The organism is Virgibacillus halodenitrificans JCM 12304, assembly GCF_001310895.1.
In the GTDB taxonomy this organism is placed as follows: Bacteria; Bacillota; Bacilli; order Bacillales; family Amphibacillaceae; genus Virgibacillus_Q; species Virgibacillus_Q halodenitrificans.
Genome location: NZ_BAZS01000003.1, coordinates 159,415 through 181,407, shown reverse-complemented (window position 1 = coordinate 181,407; position 21,993 = coordinate 159,415). Strand labels below are relative to the sequence as shown.

The window sequence follows — 21,993 nt, the reverse complement described above, 5'->3', positions numbered from 1 at the left end:
TTGTTGTAAAATTTTCTAACAGGTATCTTAGTTATTTATTATATAAATAAACTTTTTTGATTTATATATCAAAAAAAGTTGATTTAAAGGTGAAGGAGTTATACTTATGACAGATTCAATTTTAGAATTTATAAAAACCTTTTTCATGCTATTTTTTGAATTGCTTGCCTTATTTATTGTTAGTGAGTTTTATTGTGAGTTTAATTCAACAAGTAGTATCAGAGGTAAAAATTAAAAAAATTTTTAAGTCGTCCAAAACAAAGCTGTTAATTATTTACTTGGTACATTATTTGGTGCAATTACACCATTTTGCTCCTGTTCAACAATACCTGTGCTAGCAGGATTATTAAATGCCAAAGTACCATTTGGACCTTCAATGAGTTTTTTAATTGCTTCACCATTAATGAATCCGCTTATTATTTTCATGCTTTGGGTACTTTTAGGTTGGAAAATTGCACTATTATATTTTATCGTGCTAGGTGTTTTTAGTATTTTAGTAGGGTTTGTATTCTCGAAACTTAATTTAGTAGGGACGTATAAAGGTGTAACTGTTAAAGGTGATGGCTTTTTCAGTAATAAACAAGGGTCCAGAGTTAAGCAAGCTTTAAATGATGCATGGGCATTTCTTTATCCAATGCTTCCTTACTTATTCATAGGGGTCTTTATTGGTGCATTTATTTATGGATTTGTTCCGGCAGAGTTTATTACAAAATATGCAAGTGGTGACGGCATTTTCTCTGTAATGATTGCTTCGGTCATTGGTATTCCAATGTATATTAGACCTGAAACAATGTTACCTATTGCAGAAGCACTTGTTTCAAAAGGTATGTCAATGGGTACTGTAATTGCTTTAGTTATTGGTGGTGCAGGTGCAAGTATTCCAGAAGTAGTTATGTTGTCTAAACTATTTAAGAAGAAATTTTTAGTTGCATTTATTTCAGCTATTTTAATTGTGGCTATAAGTACAGGTCTTATTGTTAATTTAATTCTTTAGGTTTAAAGAGAAAATAGTTGTTGCGCTTGCATCATCAAATTATCCTTTTAAGGAGGTGATATTCATGGCAGAAAAAAAGTCTGGTCTTAAAAAGTTGTTCTCTAAACCCAATCAAGCTTGCTGCAGCGTTGAAATTGAAGAAGTCAAACCGACTGAAAACAACAGCTGTTGCGGATCCTCAAAGGAGAACACTAATAAGCAACGGAAAGAGGCTTAATAAGGAAGGTCAAAACTCGCAATTATTGCAAAAGGGCTTCGTTTAGAGGCCTTTTTGCTTTAATTACTCATAGAAAAGGATGATACCAATGATTGTCAATCATGCAAGTACATTGAGTAAAGAATACTTTAAATCGTAAATTCAACTTATTATAATACCAAACTGAATCAATATTGGAATCAGCCTGAATTTAATATTGAAATTTATTTAAAATAAGCGTTTGATCTATGATTAAAAAGCTATTGAATTCGTATTGAATAATGCCCTCTGTTTTCTCTATACTCTTACCTCCAATGTACAACTATTTAGCAGTAGATAAGAACTTTTTAACATGGAAGCCAACTCTTATAACTGTGGCTCTTAAATAAAGTTTGATTAAAAATATCCCAAACTCACTTTTTATGGTAATTCAAAGAACCAGTTTTGAAAAAAAGATTGATCAAAACTGGTTATCTCTTTGTGAGATGTTATACAACTTTTATAAAAAAGTGTGATCATTTTTCACTGCTAATCTTCCACAATCGCGCCGATTGTGGAATGGAAAGAATGCAATAGAAATGTAATTATACTATACTTACTAGTAATTGGATTATATAGTTTTAAGAAGGATTGAATTTTTATGGGGATATTAGATAAACTACAAACCTTTATTATATTATTTGCTGTTGGTTTAGGTCTCATATTAGGACAGGTAAACGTAATTGAACAATATGCGGAAAATCTCATTACACCCTTTCTATTGTTAATGCTATACGGATTGTTTTTAACTATTCCATTACAACAATTAAATAGGGCTTTTTCAAATATTAAATTTCTAGGGTCCAGCACGATCATTAATTTTATCTGGACACCAACAATAGCTTGGGGTTTAGGTTCCGTTTTCTTATATGATTATCCTGCTTTATGGATTGGTTTTATCATGCTTATGGTGACACCTTGTACAGATTGGTATCTAGCGTTTACTGGTATAGCAAAAGGAAATGTGTCCCTTTCAACATCTGTTTTGCCGATTAATTTAATTTTGCAAGTCGTACTTTTGCCAGTATATTTGTTAATATTTGCTGGAACTATTGAATCGATACCCATGTCCACGCTTATAGAAAGTATAGTAATTGTATTAGTTATTCCATTTATACTTGCTCATCTTACACGATTCTTATTAAGAAAAAAATCTAATTTAAACAACAAGATTATTCTTTTTTTCGGCAATGCCCAAATTTTCTTTTTATCATTAGCTATTATGGCAATGTTTGCTTCCCAAGGTTCTTACTTACTTGAAAACCTAGAAGTCATTTACATTTTAATTATTCCAGTTTTATCATTCTTTGTTATTAACTATGTAGTAGGACGCTTTGTTGGAAGGTTTTTAAAGTTTTCCTATGAAGATACAGTTAGCTTAAATATGACAATTATTGCTAGGAATTCACCAGTGTCTTTGGCTATAGCTGTGACAGCATTCCCTGATCAACCTCTTATTGCTTTGGCTTTAGTTATTGGGCCGTTAATTGAATTACCTGTACTTGCCATAGTTTCGCAAGCTTTACTTTTCACAAGGAAAAAAAGTAAAAATAAAGACTATCCTATATAATCTAGGATAATCCTCCTTATTTTATTTAACAATCAGGCCGTTTGTTAGATTGTTCCAATCGGATAGATCAATGTAATTGTATCAAACCCTTTTATAAATTATCAAACTTTATTTCAAAGCCACAGTAACAGTGGATACCGACTTTTCACTAAAGGAAAAGGCATTTAGGTGAGGACACAAAAGGAATCGGAAATCGTAACAGATACGATACCGATTCCTTCTATGAAGACTAAATAAATAGATCACTTCTCACCATTTATTAATTAGAGAGTTTCCAACATTAATGTTTGCGAACAGCGCCAGATGGTTTAATTATACCGATGCACAAGGATCACAACATTGAAAATTACCAATAAATATTTTTCGTGTCCATAATGAATTGAACCACAATAATAAGTGCAAAGTTATTTACAATTTCACTTTGAAAATTAATTGTCGATATAAATGATGAATTCGTAATATATATTAGCTATGAAAGTTGAAGAATCAACATAAAATTTCCTAAAAAAAAATAAAGCATAAAGCTTCCAAACGGAAATTATATGCTTTACGTCACAAACACAAAAAAAACCACCAATTATATGTATTGGTGGAGACGGTGGGACATGCTCTTCCATACTTTCGATATGGCACTGACTATATCTTGAACCTTATTCAGGTCCTTTGGCGTATTATATGAGATGTAGTTTTTACATTTAGTAAAATCCCATATCCTAGTACTACCTAGAAAACAGGCAGCCTATAAGTCGATACACGGCTGTTGGATTACTCCACATACCGCTCGGTGTTGCCATATTACTCATTAAAAGCAACTTAGGTTTCACCGATAAAGCCAAATTTTCACTTCTGTGTTACCACAAAAGGCGACTAAAAATTAATCGAACCCACGTCCAGAGATATCGCCACTCAGGCTTCTACACGCATAGTTGGTATATTATCATTCGCTTATCTCTAGGCCTACCAACAGGCTGTGAGAAAGCTAGTCTGATTTAATTCAACGACCATCCTCAGACGGTGGATGACCGTATAGCCCGCTTCATTTGAGACCCTTCAATCTGCTACACGGGCAATAGCAGGAAGGATCCTTTAGCAGAGCTTACGCTGCTGCTAAAGAGTAATTGTTTTCTTTGCCAGTTATATTTAGGCGAATAACGTTTTACGAGTCGTAACCTCGACGCGCAACCTGAGCTCGATCTATCCCTGTCGAATCCGTAACGTCCCCATAATAGGAGAAACGCTCGGGTAATATATCGAGCATTATTTAATTTTTATTAACTTACTACATTACTTATTATAACACATCACGCATTAAAATCAACCCATACTCTTTGTTCTAAGTCTTACCTCATATGATCTTTAATCGCACGATCAACATCACGTTTCATTTGTTTACGCTTTAGATCTTCCCGTTTATCGTATTTCTTTTTTCCTTTTCCCAGTCCAATTAAAACTTTAGCAAATCCATTTTTAATATATATCTTCAGTGGAACTAATGCATAACCCTGCTGCTGTGTAAGCCCAATTAATTTGTCTATCTCTTTACGATGCAGAAGTAACTTACGGGTTCTGGTTGGATCATGGTTAAAACGATTGCCTTGCTCATATTCTGCAATATGCAAGTTGATTAGTTTTGCTTCACCTCGATCAATACGAGCGTGAGCATCTTTAATATTTACTCTGCCAGCGCGGATGGATTTAATTTCAGTACCTTGCAGTACAATACCCGCCTCGTATGTTTCTTCTATAAAATAGTCATGTGACGCTTTTCTGTTTACTGCTACAGCGTCTCCTTTTCCCTTTGGCATAAAAACTTCCTCCTACTGCTTGCGTAAAGTTATTTTAACAAAAATAGTAGTTTTAATCCAATGGTTTCCTTTATATAAAAACGCCACAGGAATAAACCTGTGACGTCACTCGATTATTCTGTTAAACCTTTAATAATCATATCCATATTCCACTCAATCATTTTAATATACGTGTCTCCATCCTCGCCTTCTTTCCCAAGAGAATCGGTAAAGATCTTACCTATAATAGGTACCCCGGTTTCATTAGAAACTGTTTCCATACTACGAGGATCGATACTTGTTTCTACAAACAAACCAGGTATTTCTCTTTCCACAATAATATCAACTACGTTCTTAATTTGTTCAGGCGTTCCCTCGTTTTCGGCATTGATTTCCCAGATATATGCAGCTTCAAAATCATAGGCTTCTGAGAAATATTTAAAAGCTCCTTCACTTGTTACAAGTACACGTTTTTCTTTTGGTATTTCTGCAGCTTTTGTTTCAATTTCTTTATCCAATGCTTCTAATTTTTCAATGTATTCCTCGGCATTTTTTTCGTACGTTTCTTTATTATCCGGATCTACCTCAACTAATGCCTTCTTCACATTTTCAGTATATTTAATCCCGTTCTCCACAGCAAGCCAGGCATGTGGATCTTCCTCTCCCTCATGTGCTCCTGAACGTAATAATTGAGGTTCCACTCCTTCTGTCAATCGGTATACTGGCGCATCTTCATCTGATTTACCTGCAGTCTCAACCATATTCGCAAACCAAGAGTTACCTGTTTCCAAGTTAAACCCATTATAAAAAATCATATCTGCATCTGACGTTAACTGTACATCCTCTGGTAATGGCTCGTAAGCGTGGGGGTCTGTGCCAATTGGTACTAAGCTGTGCACCTCTGCAAGATCTCCTGTGACATTCTTTACAATATCGTAAATGACCGAGTATGTTGTTACGATCTGTAACTTTCCATCACCCTTAGCTTTAACGTCTTCCGATGCATCATCTCCTCCAGCTGAACATCCTGCAATTAAAAAAATGGCAGCTAAAAATAAAACTAGTAAATTCTTTTTCATAAGCTGAAACCTCCTTTTATATTGGACTTTTTATGAATAGGAAACTCTTTTTTTACGTGAGTTAATTAATTTGCGTAAAACACCATGTTTTGGTGAAAAAATCAATGTGATGATAAACAAACCTGTTGCTACCAGAACGATTGTTGCTCCAGATGCTAAGTTTGCTTTATAGCTAATGTACAGTCCTAACACAGCAGAAATGCTTCCAAATCCGGAAGAAATGAAAAGCATGAATGACAATCTATTAGTTAGTAAATATGCTGTAGCAGCTGGAGTAATCAGCATAGCAACCACTAACACAATTCCAACTGTTTGCAAGGAAGCTACTGTGACCATTGTTAACAATGTCATCAAAAAGTAATGGATAAGCTTCGTTGGTAACCCATATGCTTGTGCCATCGTTTCGTCAAAGGAGGTAACAAGCAATTCTTTGTAAAATAAATACACACTTGTTAGCACGATGACCCCGATAATTAATGTCATCCACATGTCTGAAGGTCTTACAGCAAGTACGTTACCAAATAAGATGTGATACAAATCTGTACTGCTCTTCATTAATGTGATTAGGACAATCCCTAAAGCAAAAGCTGCCGTAAACATAATTCCAATTGATGAATCATTTTTAATTCGGCTATTTTGGCTAATATAACCAATACCTATTGCTGTTAACACACCGGTGAATACAGCTCCGAAGAAAAAGTTAATACCAAGAAAATAGGATAGTGCTACACCAGGCAAAACAGCGTGGGAAATAGCATCACCCATTAACGCCATTCCTCTTAAAATAATAAAACATCCAATTACTCCACAAATAATTCCAACCATAATAGAAGTCAGTAAAGCTTTCTGTAAAAATTCATAATGCATAACTGCTTCAAGAAAATTCATGATGACACCACCAGTTCTTTAAGAAATGAAAGTTGACCTTGATATGCACGTGAAATAGTTTCCGGAGTCATCACTTCGTCTACATTCCCGAACTTTACAAGCTCCTGATTCAACAATATTAATTGCTGGAAGTAATCATTTGCCTTGCTTAGATCATGGTGCACAACAAGTATGGTCTTACCTTGATCTCTAAGCTCTTTTAAAATTTTTATAATAGTTTCTTCACTACTAATATCAATTCCCACAAAAGGTTCATCCAAAAAGAATATTTCTGCCTGTTGTGCTAGTGCTCTTGCAAGGAAAACTCGTTGCTGCTGTCCACCAGATAACTCTCCAATTTGGCGATTTTTAAACTCTGACATTCCCACCTTCTCTAGGCATTCCATAGCTAATTGCTTATCTGATTTCTTAGGTCTTCTAAACATACGAAGCTTTGGATAGGTACCAATTAAAGCAGTATCTATTACTGAAATAGGGAAATCCCAGTCTATGTTTGATCTCTGTGGTACATATGCAAGTTTTTTTCTTGCTAGCTTTACCTCTCCTCCCTGTACTTTAACAGTGCCTTTATCTGAAGGGATTAATCCTAGAATTGACTTCAGTAAGGTAGATTTCCCAGCTCCATTTGGACCAATTATACCAACAAGACTACCTGGCATGATGGAAAATGAAACATCACGTACTGCTTCTTTACCATAATAAGAAACATGTAATTGGTCTACAGAAATTGATGTGCCCACACGAACCCTTCCTCTCTATTTATCAGTTACTCACTTGGTTTTTACGCCCGAGTTTAATTAATTAGCCTACTTCTATTAAGTAGTGTAATAGACAAACAGTTCACTGTCAACAATTAATTTTACCTAGTGCAACTTTTAAGCTAATGCAATTATATGCAGTTATTAATAAATGATGACAACATATTAAAAAATAATTTAGAAAAAAGTAAATACTAGCGGTTTAAATACTGAATGAATAGGTGTGAAGCTTTGTTACACAGAATTATCAATTAAGACCTCAAGGTTGAGATGTTAGAGTGATGTGCTATAAAAATGGTCCATAGATTCTGCTTGATATATTCCTAAGAAACAAAAAAGTGTTGCACTGTTAGTAGTACAACACTTTTTTTATAAGTTCTTGATCATTTTTTTCTAGCCTTTATTTTCTTTTTCTTTTTTTGTTTTTCGGCTTGGACCAGTTCAAAATCTATTGTGCGTTCATCCGTATTAACTGCGGCAACCTTTACCTTGACCTCATCACCTACACGATAAACTTTTGCTGTTCTTTCACCTATCATCGCGTGACGTCTTTCATCATAGTGGTAATAGTCATCAGTCAAATAGCTGACATGGACCAGCCCTTCTATCGTGTTTTCAAGCTCTACAAATAAACCAAAGTTTGTCACCGAACTAATCACACCAACATATTCTTCACCGATTTTATCCTGCATAAACTCTGCTTTTTCAGATCATCCGTTTCTCGTTCGGCATCCACTGCTGTACGCTCTCTCTCCGATGTATGTCTAGCGATCTCAGGCATTGCCTCTTTCCATTTTGCAATAGTTTTCTTATCCATTTTTTTATTAATAAGATAGGTCCTGATTAAGCGATGGACGATTAAATCCGGGTACCTTCTAATAGGAGAGGTAAAATGAGTGTAGAACTCTGTTGCTAATCCAAAATGTCCAATGCTCTGAGCATCATACTTAGCTTGTTTCATGGAACGGAGCATCAACTTGGATATAATCATTTCCTCTGGTTTATCCTTTGCTTCTTCAATTACTTTCTGTAATGCCTGTGGATGAATTTCATTCCCGGTGCCCTTCACGATATATCCCAGACCTGCAAGGAATTCAAAGAATGTCTGTAATTTACCAGCATCTGGATCTTCATGAATACGGTGTATAAACGGTACGTCCATCCAATGGAAATGTTCAGCGACTGTTTCATTTGCCGCTAGCATGAATTCTTCAATTAGACGCTCACCAACAGATCTTTCACGTAAAACTACATCCTCTGGCTTCCCTTTATCGTCAACAAGTACTTTTGCTTCCTTAAAATCAAAGTCAATAGCCCCTCTCCCCATCCTTTTTTCGTTTAGAATGGTTGCAAGTTCTTCCATTGTTTCAAAGAAGGGCACAAGATCTTTATACTTTTCCCTTGTTTCCTCATCTTTTTCCACAAGAATTTTGTTAACATCCTTATATGTCATTCTTTCATTTGTCTTAATAACACTTTGGAAAATCTCATGATTAACAACCTCACCTGAAGAGGTGATTTCCATTTCACATCCTAATGTTAATCGATCAACCTGCGGATTTAATGAGCAAATTCCATTTGACAGACGGTGAGGTATCATTGGTATAACCCTGTCTACGAGATAAACACTTGTCCCTCTCTCAAATGCTTCTTTGTCAATAGGACTATCTTCTTCCACATAATAAGTAACATCGGCAATATACACACCAAGCTTATAATTACCGTTTTCTAGTTTTTTTACAGAGACAGCATCATCCAGGTCCTTTGCATCCGCTCCGTCTATGGTCACAATTACCTCGTCCCGCAGGTCTCTGCGTTCTTTGATTTCATTCTCTGAAATTTCTTCAGGAGTATTTGCTGCCTGCTCGAGTACTTCATCCGGAAAATCGACTTGAATACCGTTCTTATGAATAATAGAGATTATATCAATACCAGGATCGTTTTTGTGACCAAGGATATGAATGATTTCTCCCTCTGCACTCATCCGCCCTTCAGGGTATTTTGTAATACGTGCAATAACTTTATGACCACTAATAGCTCCATTCGTCATGTTTTTCGGAATGAAAATATCATTAGGAATCCGCTTGTCATCTGCAATAACAAAGCCAAAGGAGCGGTTATCTTCGAATGTCCCAACAACCTGAAGAGTTGCACGCTCCAAAATACGGATGACCGTCCCTTCTGGGCGATTGCCGTCTTGATCCTTTTTCTCCAGACGAACTAATACTTTATCATTGTTCATTGCGGAGGCCAAATCAGAATGGTGGATATATACGTCAGTCTGATCTGGATCCTCAGGGATTAAAAACGCAAACCCTTTTGCATGCATTTGGATTCTTCCGCGAATAAGGTTCATTTTTTCTGGTAAACCAAAGCGGTTTTTCCTTGTACGTACAAGCTCACCATTCTCTTCCAACTCATTTAGAGCCTTAATGAGTTCCTTAAATTCCACAGCATCCTCAATATTCAATACTTCTTCTAGTTCATCTACAGCTAACGGTTTTGTTCCATTTTCTTTAAAATAATCACGAATTTTTTCTAACATTTCGTTCACCTTCTTTCTATATAGTGTGTACCCAAAATAAAAATTAATTATTCCTTCCAATCAAGAGTTTCTAAAAATTGATAGATATCTTCAAAAACTTGCTCTTTTTCTTTCCCCATTGTTATCACATGTCCTGATTCTTCATACCATTTAATCGTCTTGTGTTCGGATTCAATATGGTCATAAATATAGTTTGCACTATCTGTATTGATCATCTCATCATTTCTTGCTTGGATGATCATTGCTGGCGTATATACCGTATCTACGTCATTTTTAACTTCTGTGATAAGTGAACCTAATTGTTGAAACATTTCTTCTGAATTATCCATAAGATGTTCAACTTCACTTTTTATATCATCTTCCTCTTTGCCATCCAATTCTTTATATTCTTTAGCAAATGCCTGAAAACCTTTCGTTAGTTGTGTTTCATTGTCAAAAAACATTGGTGAACACATCGTAATAACGGCTTTCGTTTGCGTTGAATATGCAAGCTTAAGACCTAAAACTCCACCAAGAGATAACCCTGCAACGGCAATTTCTTTATATCCCAGCTCTTTTAAGTGGTTAAATCCTGCTTGGACGTCCTCCCACCATTCCTCGGGTTTGGCCTCAATTAACTTTTCAGGAGGCAACCCATGGCCACGGTATATTGGCGCATGACTTGTATATCCCTTCTTCTCTAAATATCGACCAAGCATTCGTACATCAGCAGAATGCCCAGTGAATCCGTGTAATAATAATACGGCACGAGGACCTGCTTCAAACGTAAATGGTTGTGGTGCTTTTACTTTCATTTCTTTCTCCAACTCCTTCTACATTCCCTATTTCTATTCTACCCTTTTTCAACAAAAATAAAGGTCAATTTTATTCTGCGACATACTTATCTGGTAATTTGGTAATTGCATAAAGCTTATCAATATAATTTTATAGAAAATGAAAAACCCTTAACACTTTTGTGATAAGGGTTGGTATTTATTGTAGAATATATGCACTTAAAAAAGCGAGAATAAAGAACAATGCACCAGTAACAATTGTGCCTCGATGCAGGAATAGATCCAATCCCCTTGCTTTCTGCTTACCGAATAATTGCTCAGCACCTCCGGATATCGCTCCGGAAAGCCCTTCACTTTTACCTGATTGTAATAACACAAATACAATCATAACAATTGCATCAATTACTAATAGAACATGTACTAAAGCTTCCATTAAAGCAAAACCTCCCCTATAACGACAAATAGCTATTATAACTTTAGCATAATTACGTTTCATATAGCAAGACTTTTCTTAAATATATAACGTGAACCTATCTGGATAAAGTTGGACAGTTATATTATATCAATTTACTATTATAGTATAACCTATTAAAAGGATGAGAAAAATATGGAACAAACATTTTGGGTTACTATGAAGGATGGAGTCGAAGTTTTTGTGAGAAAGTGGTATAAATCAAACACTCAACCAAGAGCTGCAATTCAACTTTCTCATGGAATGGTAGAGCATATTGGACGGTACCATGACTTTGCTGAATACCTCGTCAATCAAGGCTATGTTGTTTATGGTAATGATCATCGGGGGCATGGATATACAGGAGAAAAACAAGGTAGGATGGGGTATTTTGCAGAAAAAAACGGTTTTGCTAAAACTGCTGATGATCTCTATCAAATAACAGAAATGATTAAAGATGAATTTCCGTCTATACCAGTATTTTTATTCGGTCATAGTATGGGATCCTTTTTAGTAAGATATTATTTGCAAAAGTATAGTGAAATTATTAGTGGTGTCATATTATCAGGGACAGGATATTTCCCTACAGCACAATCAATTGCAGGTAAGCAGTTAGCAAATTTGTTACCACCTAAACAAGAATCTAAATTAATGAATTCACTCGCTTTCGGAACATATAACAAGAAAATCAAGGATCAAAACACCAGCTTTGACTGGCTTTCTGGAGATGAGACTGCAATCCAAAATTATATAGATGATCCCTATACTGGTTTCATTCCTACTGCACGATTTTTTTATGATTTAATGGATGGTTTAATTCATATACATGACCGGAAATTCAATAAATCAATTCGAGCGGATATTCCTATGCTAATTTTAAGTGGTGATGCTGATCCCGTTGGTAATTACTCAAAAGGCATTTGGAAAACAGCGCATTTGTATGAAGCGGCAGGTTTGAAAAATATTGTCACAATGTTATTCACAGATGGGCGACACGAGTTATTAAATGAAAGAAATAAAGAAGTAGTCTATGGCGCAATTTCGAATTGGATAAATCAATGTATGAAATAGTTAATGTAACTTGATTCATACATACTAAAGATATAAACTTAAAAGGTAAGCTAAGAAAGAAAGGTTGGGCTATAATTGGCAAATATACAAGGAATCGCAGCATCTTCTGGTATTGCTATAGCTAAAGCATATCATTTAGAAGTACCAGAATTAACATTTGAGAAAGTAACTATAGACAATCCCAATGAAGAAATAGACCGTCTGGATAAAGCATTGGAGATTTCAAAACAAGAGCTTGAAAAAATAAAAGAGCATGCCCGAAAAGAAATAGGGGAAGAACATGCTGAAATCTTTTCAGCCCATTTGCTGGTACTAGGGGATCCAGAGTTAATTAATCCCATTAAGGATAAAATAACTTCAGATAATGTTATGGCAGAAACAGCTTTAGAGGAAACTGCCAATATGTTTATAGATATGTTTAAAAATATGGATAATGAATACATGCGTGAGCGTGCTGCTGACATACAGGATGTAACAAAGCGTGTGATGGCACATTTACTTGGTGTTACCTTTCCAAATCCAGCTTTGATTGACGAGGAAGTCATTATTATCGCCAATGATCTCACTCCTTCTGATACAGCACAGTTAAATCGTCAATTTGTGAAGGGTTTTGCTACTGACATTGGGGGACGTACCTCCCACTCAGCAATAATGGCCCGTTCATTGGAAATTCCTGCAATTGTAGGAACTAAAGCGATAACCACCTCTGTAAAAAAAGGAGATATGGTGATTGTAGACGGAAATGAAGGGGTTATCCTTGTCAATCCATCAAATGAAGAATTAAGTTACTACCGTAAAAAACAAGAAGAATTTGAACAACAAAAAGAAGAATGGGCAAAATTAAAAGATGAGCCTACCTTCTCCCAGGATTTAGTACAGGTTGAACTAGTAGCAAATATAGGTACTCCTGATGACATTACAGGCGTAATTAATAATGGTGGCGAAGGTGTCGGCTTATACCGCACTGAATTTTTATACATGGGAAAAAATGAATTACCAACAGAAGATGAACAATATGATGCCTACAAATCTGTTTTGGAACAAATGAAAGACAAGCCAGTAGTTGTTCGAACACTCGATGTTGGTGGAGACAAAGAACTTAACTATCTGGATCTTCCAAAGGAACTAAATCCATTCCTTGGCTACCGGGCAATTCGTTTTTGTCTAGAAAATGAACATGTTTTCAGACCTCAATTACGTGCTCTCTTACGTGCAAGTATTTATGGCAACCTGAAAATTATGTTTCCAATGATAGCTACCCTGGAAGAATTCCGTCAGGCAAAAAGTATTTTACTGGAAGAAAAAGATAACCTTAGAAGTGAAGGTGTTGAAGTATCGGATTCTATTGAAGTAGGTATTATGGTGGAAATACCTTCTACCGCTGTGACTGCAAAGCAATTCGCTAAAGAGGTAGACTTCTTCAGTATTGGTACAAATGATTTGATTCAATATACAATGGCTGCAGACAGAATGAATGAGCGTGTATCCTATCTTTATCAGCCATACCACCCAGCAATTCTTAATTTGGTTAACAATGTCATTGAAGCAGCTCATAGTGAAAATAAATGGGCAGGAATGTGTGGAGAAATGGCAGGAGACTCTATAGCAATTCCAATTTTACTTGGTCTTGGTTTAGACGAATTTAGTATGAGTGCTACGTCTATTTTACCTGCGCGTACTCAAATCCGCAGCTTATCCAAAGAAAAGCTAGCTGCTGCGAAAGACAAGATATTGTCTATGAGCACTGCAGATGAAGTTGTTGAATATATTAACTCAATGGAATAAATAAAAGAGCTAAAGAGTGCTCAGCCATGTTGCTGAGCACTCTTTTTCAGTTGATCCGCAAAATGATAAAATACGAGCTAACTTGTGGTGTTTGTAAATGGCTGTTTCAGAAAAACAAAGTACCCTATATCGTCTGTCCGTGAAGAAGCACAGCGTATACTATGCCCTACTGCTGTTTTATCTATTTTGCAGCCGATCGTTTTTCTATAGTTTGCATTTCCCTCCTACTATCAAATTACGCGTGAATGTTTGTCCTTCAATATTTACAATTAAATCTTATTTTACTCTGTAATAAATTTTATTTTCTGTTCAATCGGTGTTCTTCCTTTATTTCTAGGAATGGATTTTGGATAACCTACTTGCAGAACAGCAGCTATTTTCACATTCTCCCCAAGCCCTATATCCCTAGCAAATAATGGGTCATGCATATATGGAGTAATTGTCCAAAGCATTCCCACCTCATATTCCCAAGCAGCTAATTGCGCATTTTGAATAAATGCACAAAACTGCAGCGTACTCTTCTTCATATCGAATCTGGTCTTGCTTTCTATCAAAGTAAATAAGGACATGATGTGGGATATCCATAAGAAAATCCCTCATAGATTCCTTCATTTTTACTGCCTTAGGTTCATTATTAGGTTTTATCATACCGATACGCTCATAGCTTGAAAGAATCGATTGAATAAAGCTGCTTTTCCCTTCATCCTGATATACAATTAATTCCCATGGTTCTGTCATGTAGTGTGTGGGTGCGTAAGATGCATAGGTAAAGATATCTTTTAATATGTCAGAAGGAATGTTTATCTTCTTGAATGTATGGATACTTCTACGATTTTTAAGGGTATGTAAGATAGTCATTGCACTCACCTCTTTTTAGCTAAGCATTATTTCAAGAATATCATAAAATTGCTTTAATATTATAATTAAAAATATCTTCCTGACATGACAGTCATGAAATCACTATAGAACCTTTGGTAATTCAGAACAAATGCAATACGATGCTTTTTAGCTTCGCTCTCTGTATATGGTCTAATATCAGCAATACTCTGGCCACGCTCAACCCCTTTGTAAGAGACTACGATAGTGACTGGGAGTTCCTGATAAGACAGTAAATCATCATGCGCAACAGCCATTAGTGTAAGCACATCATGTAAGGGACTACCCTGAATAGAAGGATCTCTCTTTTTATAAAAATTATAATAATAGTCCAACATTGGTTTCAGTATGGATATTTTTCCTGTTTGATCAATATATTTTATCATTTGAGGAGTAGCAATTGCATGTTGAGTTACATTAAGAGGTATTATTGTTACATTACGAGCATAATTCAGCACAATTGCAGCAGCTACAGGATCACCATGGAAGTTCGCTTCTGAAACAGCAGTAATATTTCCTGGCACCCAAAATGCACCACCCATAATATAATAAGCCTTTACTGTCTTCATCAGTGATTGATATAGAATAAACATCGTCGCAAGAGAGGTGAGCCGACCTATATTTACGATGATTAGCTCTTTTTGATATTTCTCGATGATTTCTACTACGTGATGAAAATTTTCAGTAGTTCCATTATTCATTCCTAATGGAGGTATAATAGGCCCCAGGCCAAATTCTCCATGTATTTCAGTAACAAAAGTTGGTAACTCTCCTGTCATGGGAACAGAAGCACCTGCAATAAATTTAACTCTTTCCAATTCAGATGTATGTGGTAAAAGTTTTCGAACATAGTTTATATTTGCTATAGCGTTTTCCCTGGAGATGTTTCCATAATCCGCCACAACGGCTACAATTTCGATTTCTTCTTTAAAATATCCATATAAGAGAGCAACAGTATCATCAATTCCTATATCGCCAAATACAAGTACTTTTTTTTTCATACATTCCCCCACTTTACAGATTTTAGTATATTATATCGAGTTGACCGCTCGTCTTATACATATTGGCTTATTTTCCCTTTCTACTCCTCTTGCCGATAAAGGGGGACACTGGGTTTTTAGCTTTTTTGATCTTTGGTCAAAATGAAAAGAGGCAGACCGTTGTCTGCCTCTTTTCAATATATACTTATTTATTTAAATTGTAAAAAGCACTTAGACCAGCATATTCTCCCATACCAGCCAATTCATCTTCAATACGAAGTAACTGATTGTATTTAGCTACGCGGTCTGTACGAGATGGTGCTCCAGTTTTAATTTGCCCAGCATTCGTAGCTACAGCGATATCAGCAATAGTTGCATCCTCCGTTTCACCAGAACGGTGAGAAATGATAGCAGTATAACCAGCACGTTTTGCCATTTCAATTGCTTCGAAGGTTTCTGTAAGTGTGCCAATTTGATTTACTTTAACCAGAATAGAATTCCCAACACCTTGCTCGATACCTTGAGCTAGTTTAGCTGTATTTGTTACAAACAAGTCGTCACCTACGAGCTGCACGCGGTCTCCGAGGCGCTCTGTTAATAACTTATGACCTTCCCAGTCATTTTCATCCAATCCATCTTCAATAGAGATAATTGGATATTTGTTAACCATTTCTTCATACCAATCAACCATATCAGATGAAGTCCGAGTAACACCTTCCCCTTTGAGATTATACTTTCCATCCTCATAAATTTCCGAAGCAGCAACATCCATTGCTAATTTAATTTCTTCTCCTGGTTTGTAGCCAGCAGCTTCAATTGCTTCTACGATTGTTTGTAGTGCTTCTTCGTTGGATCCAAGATTTGGAGCGAAGCCACCTTCGTCTCCCACAGCCGTATTATAGCCTTTTTTCTTCAATACATTTTTTAAGGAGTGGAAAATTTCAGCTCCAGTACGTAAAGCTTCCTGGAAGGTTGACGCTGCTACAGGCATAATCATAAACTCCTGAATATCCACATTATTATCTGCATGTTCCCCACCATTCACAATATTCATCATTGGGGTTGGTAATGTTTTCGCATTAAAACCACCTAAATAATTATATAAAGGAATTTCAAGGAAGCTAGCTGCTGCATGTGCTGCAGCCATGGAAACACCTAGAATAGCATTTGCACCAAGCTTTCCTTTATTTTCTGTGCCATCCAATTCAATCATTAGCGCATCAATAATATTTTGACGCGTTACGTCAATTCCAATCAATTCAGGTGCAATTACTTCGTTTACATTCTGAACAGCTTTTAAAACGCCTTTACCTAAATAACGATCCTTATCCCCATCACGTAATTCAACTGCTTCGTATTCCCCAGTAGACGCTCCACTAGGAACAAGAGCTGCTCCAAATGCACCTGACTCGGTAAATACTTCAACTTCAACTGTTGGATTTCCGCGTGAATCTAAAACTTCTCTAGCGTAAACATCGGTAATATATGGCATGAAAATCTCTCCTTTTGTCTTATATGATCAATTTATTTTTTAATTAATGATGTTCCTGTCATTTCATCCGGTTTCTCAATACCTAAAAGATCAAGTAATGTTGGCGATAGATCTGCAAGAATTCCACCATCACGTAACTCAACATCTTCTCTTGTTACAATAACCGGTACTGGATTAACTGTATGAGCTGTCATAGGATCTCCTTCAAGTGTTACAACTTCATCTGAGTTTCCATGGTCAGCAGTAATAATAGCACTACCTCCAAGTGAGTTAATTTTGTCTATGATTTTGCCCAGACATTCATCTACTGATTCGATAGCCTTAATTGTGGGTTCAAGTTTACCTGAATGTCCAACCATATCCGGATTGGCAAAATTTAAAATGATCGCATTTTGTTTACCACCATCCAACTCTTTCAGCAATGCATCAGTTACTTCATATGCACTCATTTCAGGCTTTAGATCGTAAGTAGCTACCTTTGGTGAATTTATAAGAATCCTTTTTTCACCAGGGAACTCTGCTTCTCTTCCACCACTCATAAAGAAAGTGACGTGTGGATATTTTTCTGTTTCAGCAATCCGTAATTGGTTAAGGTTGTTTTGGGATAAAACCTCTCCAACTGTATTATCCAAGTTAACAGGCTCATATGCTACATAGCCATCGACTGTCTCACTGAAATTAGTTAACATAACAAAGTCTAAATTCTTTGGTACATGTTCTCCCCGATCAAAATCATGGAAATCCTCATTCGCAAAGGTGCGAGAAATCTGAATCGCACGATCAGGTCGGAAATTATAAAAGATGATAGAGTCTTCATCTTGAACTTTGCCTACAGGCTCACCATCCTCATCAGTGATAACTGAAGGAATTACGAATTCATCATAAATGCCGTTTTTATATGAGTCGTTGATCACTTCATATGGATCGGAATAGGAAGGTCCTTCACCATAAACCATTGCATCATACGCCTTCTTCACCCGATCCCAACGTTTGTCACGGTCCATGGAATAATATCGACCTGAAATGGTGGCTAATTTGCCAACACCCAATTCTTTCATTTTATCTTCTGTTTGCTTAATATATTTCTCTGCTGTTTGTGGCCCGACGTCTCGTCCATCCAAGAAAGCATGTACATATACTTTTTCTAATTCGCATTCTTTAGCCAATTTCAATAGTGCAAATAAATGATTGATGTGACTGTGAACCCCACCGTCCGATAATAATCCAAATATATGCAAGGCTTTATCATTATCTTTAGCATGATTAATTGATTTTAAAAACGCTTCTTTTTCAAAGAAGTCGCCTTCTTTAATCGATAAGTTGACACGGGTTAAGCTCTGATAAACGATTCTACCAGCACCAATATTCAAGTGACCCACTTCTGAGTTTCCCATCTGACCTTCGGGTAGTCCAACAGCTTCACCACTTGCTGTCAGTTGATTGTGTGGATACTGTTCCCAAAGGCGATCAAGATTAGGCGTATTGGCTTGTTTTACAGCATTTCCACTTACTTCGTCTCGCAAGCCTAGCCCGTCAAGAATAATTAAAGCCGCCAATTTATTTTGCGTCATTTCTTACCAGCCTCCACAAGCTGTAGAAAGGAATCAGCTTCTAAACTAGCTCCACCGACCAAAGCTCCATCAATATCAGATTGGCTAAGTAACTCATCGATATTTGCTGGTTTTACGCTGCCTCCATATTGAATAATAACTTTTTCTGCAATTTCTTCAGATGTAACTTTCTTAATCACATTTCGAATATGTGTACATACTTCATTCGCTTCTTCACTGGAAGCTGTTTTACCAGTACCTATTGCCCAAATAGGCTCATAAGCAATAATTGTCTCAGCAATTTGCTGTTCAGATAAACCTTTTAACGCTTCCTTTACTTGTCCTTCTACGTGATTCATCGTCTCATTAGCTTCACGCTGTTCTAATGTTTCTCCAACACACACGATAGGAATGAGACCATGGTTAAAAGCAGCATGTGTCTTTTTGTTCACTGTTTCGTCGGTTTCAGCGAAATACTCTCGACGCTCTGAATGACCAAGAATAACATGAGTTACTCCCAGGTCCTTTAACATTAGCGGACTAACTTCTCCTGTAAAGGCTCCATTTTCCTCGAAATGCATATTTTGTGCAGCTACCTTAACATTTGACCCTTCAGTTTGTTTAATTAATGTAGACAAAAAAGGGTATGGTGGACAAACAATCATTTCGACTTTATTACTATTTGGCGCTTTTTTTACTACTTCATCCATAAAACCTTTTGCTTCTGACATTACTTTATTCATCTTCCAATTACCTGCGATAACTGTTTTTCTCATTTTCACCTCTCCTTTACATCATTTATTTATTATCAAGTGCTTCTACTCCTGGCAGGGCTCTTCCTTCCATAAATTCTAAAGAAGCCCCTCCCCCTGTAGAAACATGATCCATTGCTTTTGCAAAACCAAATTGCTCCACAGCAGCTGCAGAATCTCCGCCTCCAATTACTGTATAACCTTCAGTTTTTGCAAGGGCCTCAGCCACTTCTCTAGTTCCACCGGCGAAGGCTTCCATTTCAAATACACCCATTGGACCGTTCCAGATAACCAGCTTGGACTCTGCAATTATTTTTCTGTATAATTCTCTCGTTTTTGGTCCAATATCCAGTGCTTCCCAATCAGAAGGGATTTTGTCAATGTCCACTGTTTGGGTGTTTGCACTCTCAGAAAAATCATCAGCCACTATTGCATCCTCGGGTAAAACCAGATTGACACCTTTGTCGCTAGCTTTAGCAATAAAGTCTTTTGCCAAATCTATTTTGTCTTCCTCTAGCAAAGATTTACCAATTTCGAATCCTTTTGCTTTAATAAATGTATAGGCGAGGCCTCCACCAATAATTAAATTATCAACCTTATCAAGTAAATTATTAATTACATTAATTTTGTCTTTTACTTTTGCTCCGCCAATAATTGCTGTAAATGGTCTAGCGGGATTTTCCAGCGCTTTGCCAAGTACTTCAATTTCTTTTTGCATTAAATAGCCTGCTGCTGAAGGCAATTTCTCCGCAACACCTGTTGTAGATGCATGAGCACGGTGGGCAGCTCCAAACGCATCATTAACATATACATCAGCCATATCAGCAAATGCTTGAGACAAACTTGGGTCGTTTTTTTCCTCACCTGGCTCAAAACGAACATTTTCAATTAACACAATATCTCCATCACTTACCTGAGAAATTGCTTCATTAACCTCTTTGCCATAAACGGCATCTGTTTTCACTATTTCTTTACCAATCAAATCGCTTAATCGTTTTGCTACAGGATCAAGTCTTAACCCTTCTACAACTTCACCTTTTGGTCTACCAAGATGACTTGCGAGGATTACAATAGCTCCTTGTTCGGAAAGGTAATTAATTGTAGGTAATGCAGCCTTAATTCTAGTATCATCAGTAACTTCTCCATTTTTCATTGGAACATTAAAATCTACACGACAGAAAACTTTTTTACCCTTTACATTAAATTCCTCTAATGTTTTTTTGTTCATTATTACACCCTCCTAGATCATCTCTATGTATTCGTATTTCATTATAGGTTTTCCCCTAAAATACGTTCATTAACCATTATAATCGATTAAGAGTGTGAACGCTCGTATTGTGTAAATCGGTTCACAGGAAAGCAAAAATGGAAGAGGATCAGCTCCTCCTCCATTATTTTTCACTTATAGTCCTTGCTTTTTTAAGAATGCAGCTAAATCAACACAACGTGAAGAATAGCCCATTTCGTTATCATACCAAGAGATAACTTTCACCATATTGTCTTCAAGAACCATTGTTGATAGACCATCTACAATAGAAGAATGCGTGTTACCAACAATATCTGTTGATACAAGTGGCTCTTCGCTATATTGCATAATTCCTTTTAAATCTCCATTTGCTGCTTCTTTTAATGCTTCGTTAACGTCTTCTGCTGTAACATTTTTATCTAGTTCAGCAACAAGATCCACAAGTGAACCATCTGGTGTTGGAACACGTACAGCCATACCATTTAACTTACCGTTAAGCTCTGGTAAAACTTTTCCAACCGCTTTAGCAGCACCTGTTGTTGTTGGAATAATGTTCTGTGCTGCAGCACGTGCACGGCGATAATCCTTATGTGGTAAATCAAGAATTTGCTGATCATTTGTATAGGAATGGATAGTAGTCATTAAACCACGTTTGATTCCAAATTTATCATGCAAAACCTTTGCATAAGGAGCTAAACAGTTTGTAGTACATGATGCGTTTGAAATGATGTTATGCTTCGCAGGGTCATATTCACTATCATTCACACCCATTACTAGAGTTAAATCTTCATTTTTACCAGGAGCCGAGATAACTACTTTTTTCGCTCCAGCATCGATATGCTTATGGGCATCTTCTCCATTAGTGAATCGGCCTGTGGATTCAATTACTACTTCTACTCCAAGATCACCCCACCCAAGATTTGCAGGGTCACGTTCTGATAAAACTGTTATTTCTTTTCCACCTACAACTAGGTTAGAACCATTTACAGTAATTTCTTCTTCCAATTGCCCGTGAACTGAATCATATTTTAAAAGGTGTGCCAGCATATTAGCATCTGTAAGGTCATTTACTGCCACTACTTCCACTTCATCATTTTTAAGAGACTGACGAAAAACGTTACGTCCAATTCTTCCAAAACCATTAATTCCTACTTTTACTGCCAT

At 36.5% G+C, this 21,993-nt stretch carries 18 protein-coding genes, 1 other RNA gene and 2 pseudogenes; 5 read left to right on the top strand and 16 right to left on the bottom strand.

Going from position 1 to position 21,993, the window contains the following annotated elements; translation table 11 throughout:
- The first annotated feature begins 106 nt into the window (after positions 1-106).
- The 3 genes and pseudogenes from JCM12304_RS03375 to JCM12304_RS03370 all read left to right on the top strand — a co-directional run bounded on the left by JCM12304_RS03375 (position 107) and on the right by JCM12304_RS03370 (position 2,799).
- A pseudogene (locus JCM12304_RS03375) lies at positions 107-994 on the top strand (permease).
- Positions 995-1,058: 64 nt separating this feature from the next.
- On the top strand, positions 1,059-1,211 hold the full coding sequence (locus JCM12304_RS19255; RefSeq protein WP_155555331.1) for a hypothetical protein: 153 nt from the start codon (positions 1,059-1,061) through the stop codon (positions 1,209-1,211).
- A gap of 619 nt (positions 1,212-1,830) precedes the next feature.
- Complete coding sequence (locus JCM12304_RS03370; RefSeq protein ID WP_060678541.1) at positions 1,831-2,799, top strand: arsenic resistance protein; 969 nt, start codon at positions 1,831-1,833, stop codon at positions 2,797-2,799.
- An 875-nt stretch (positions 2,800-3,674) separates the two neighbouring features.
- On the opposite strand, the gene ssrA is transcribed toward JCM12304_RS03370, so the two are convergent.
- The 8 genes and pseudogenes from ssrA to secG form a co-directional block, all read right to left on the bottom strand.
- Positions 3,675-4,013: a transfer-messenger RNA gene (gene ssrA / locus JCM12304_RS03365) on the bottom strand.
- A 126-nt stretch (positions 4,014-4,139) separates the two neighbouring features.
- Entirely contained in the window at positions 4,140-4,604 is a 465-nt protein-coding gene (gene smpB, locus JCM12304_RS03360) for an SsrA-binding protein SmpB (protein ID WP_040955980.1), read from the bottom strand.
- A 113-nt stretch (positions 4,605-4,717) separates the two neighbouring features.
- A complete protein-coding gene (locus JCM12304_RS03355; RefSeq protein ID WP_040955981.1) occupies positions 4,718-5,662 on the bottom strand; it encodes a metal ABC transporter substrate-binding protein in 945 nt (314 codons plus the stop codon).
- A 30-nt stretch (positions 5,663-5,692) separates the two neighbouring features.
- The gene (locus JCM12304_RS03350) at positions 5,693-6,550 is read right to left on the bottom strand and encodes a metal ABC transporter permease (RefSeq protein ID WP_060678540.1); all 858 of its coding nucleotides are present in this window, start codon (positions 6,548-6,550) and stop codon (positions 5,693-5,695) included.
- Positions 6,547-7,290: a metal ABC transporter ATP-binding protein gene (locus tag JCM12304_RS03345; protein ID WP_040955983.1), complete on the bottom strand. Its 744-nt coding sequence runs from the start codon at positions 7,288-7,290 to the stop codon at positions 6,547-6,549. Before JCM12304_RS03345 ends, JCM12304_RS03350 begins: the two co-directional genes overlap by 4 nt.
- A 401-nt stretch (positions 7,291-7,691) precedes the next feature.
- Positions 7,692-9,853, bottom strand: a pseudogene (rnr, locus tag JCM12304_RS03340) (ribonuclease R).
- Between the two features lie 47 nt (positions 9,854-9,900).
- Positions 9,901-10,647 (bottom strand): alpha/beta hydrolase, encoded by a 747-nt coding sequence (locus tag JCM12304_RS03335; RefSeq protein ID WP_060678539.1) that lies wholly within the window; start codon positions 10,645-10,647, stop codon positions 9,901-9,903.
- 178 nt (positions 10,648-10,825) lie between these two features.
- Positions 10,826-11,059, bottom strand: coding sequence for a preprotein translocase subunit SecG (gene secG / locus JCM12304_RS03330; protein WP_019377623.1), 234 nt, complete (start codon positions 11,057-11,059; stop codon positions 10,826-10,828).
- A gap of 174 nt (positions 11,060-11,233) precedes the next feature.
- On the opposite strand from secG, the gene JCM12304_RS03325 reads away from it, so the two are divergent.
- A complete protein-coding gene (locus JCM12304_RS03325) occupies positions 11,234-12,148 on the top strand; it encodes an alpha/beta hydrolase (RefSeq protein WP_060678538.1) in 915 nt (304 codons plus the stop codon).
- 75 nt (positions 12,149-12,223) lie between these two features.
- A complete protein-coding gene (gene ptsP, locus JCM12304_RS03320; RefSeq protein WP_060678537.1) occupies positions 12,224-13,933 on the top strand; it encodes a phosphoenolpyruvate--protein phosphotransferase in 1,710 nt (569 codons plus the stop codon).
- 281 nt (positions 13,934-14,214) lie between these two features.
- On the opposite strand, the gene JCM12304_RS19885 is transcribed toward ptsP, so the two are convergent.
- From JCM12304_RS19885 to gap, 8 genes are all read right to left on the bottom strand, one after another.
- Positions 14,215-14,385 (bottom strand): hypothetical protein, encoded by a 171-nt coding sequence (locus tag JCM12304_RS19885; protein ID WP_256200751.1) that lies wholly within the window; start codon positions 14,383-14,385, stop codon positions 14,215-14,217.
- A gap of 7 nt (positions 14,386-14,392) precedes the next feature.
- Positions 14,393-14,791, bottom strand: coding sequence for a nitroreductase family protein (locus JCM12304_RS03315; RefSeq protein WP_256200750.1), 399 nt, complete (start codon positions 14,789-14,791; stop codon positions 14,393-14,395).
- Positions 14,792-14,856: 65 nt separating this feature from the next.
- On the bottom strand, positions 14,857-15,810 hold the full coding sequence (locus tag JCM12304_RS03310; protein WP_060678536.1) for a nucleoside hydrolase: 954 nt from the start codon (positions 15,808-15,810) through the stop codon (positions 14,857-14,859).
- 184 nt (positions 15,811-15,994) lie between these two features.
- Positions 15,995-17,281: a phosphopyruvate hydratase gene (gene eno / locus JCM12304_RS03305; RefSeq protein ID WP_060678535.1), complete on the bottom strand. Its 1,287-nt coding sequence runs from the start codon at positions 17,279-17,281 to the stop codon at positions 15,995-15,997.
- 32 nt (positions 17,282-17,313) lie between these two features.
- Complete coding sequence (gene gpmI / locus JCM12304_RS03300; RefSeq protein ID WP_060678534.1) at positions 17,314-18,852, bottom strand: 2,3-bisphosphoglycerate-independent phosphoglycerate mutase; 1,539 nt, start codon at positions 18,850-18,852, stop codon at positions 17,314-17,316.
- Positions 18,849-19,607, bottom strand: coding sequence for a triose-phosphate isomerase (tpiA, locus tag JCM12304_RS03295; protein ID WP_060678533.1), 759 nt, complete (start codon positions 19,605-19,607; stop codon positions 18,849-18,851). Before tpiA ends, gpmI begins: the two co-directional genes overlap by 4 nt.
- 22 nt (positions 19,608-19,629) lie before the next feature.
- Positions 19,630-20,811 carry a phosphoglycerate kinase gene (locus JCM12304_RS03290; RefSeq protein WP_060678532.1) on the bottom strand — a complete coding sequence of 394 codons (1,182 nt, stop codon included), beginning with the start codon at positions 20,809-20,811 and terminating at the stop codon, positions 19,630-19,632.
- A 174-nt stretch (positions 20,812-20,985) separates the two neighbouring features.
- Positions 20,986-21,993 carry a type I glyceraldehyde-3-phosphate dehydrogenase gene (gene gap / locus JCM12304_RS03285; RefSeq protein ID WP_060678531.1) on the bottom strand — a complete coding sequence of 336 codons (1,008 nt, stop codon included), beginning with the start codon at positions 21,991-21,993 and terminating at the stop codon, positions 20,986-20,988.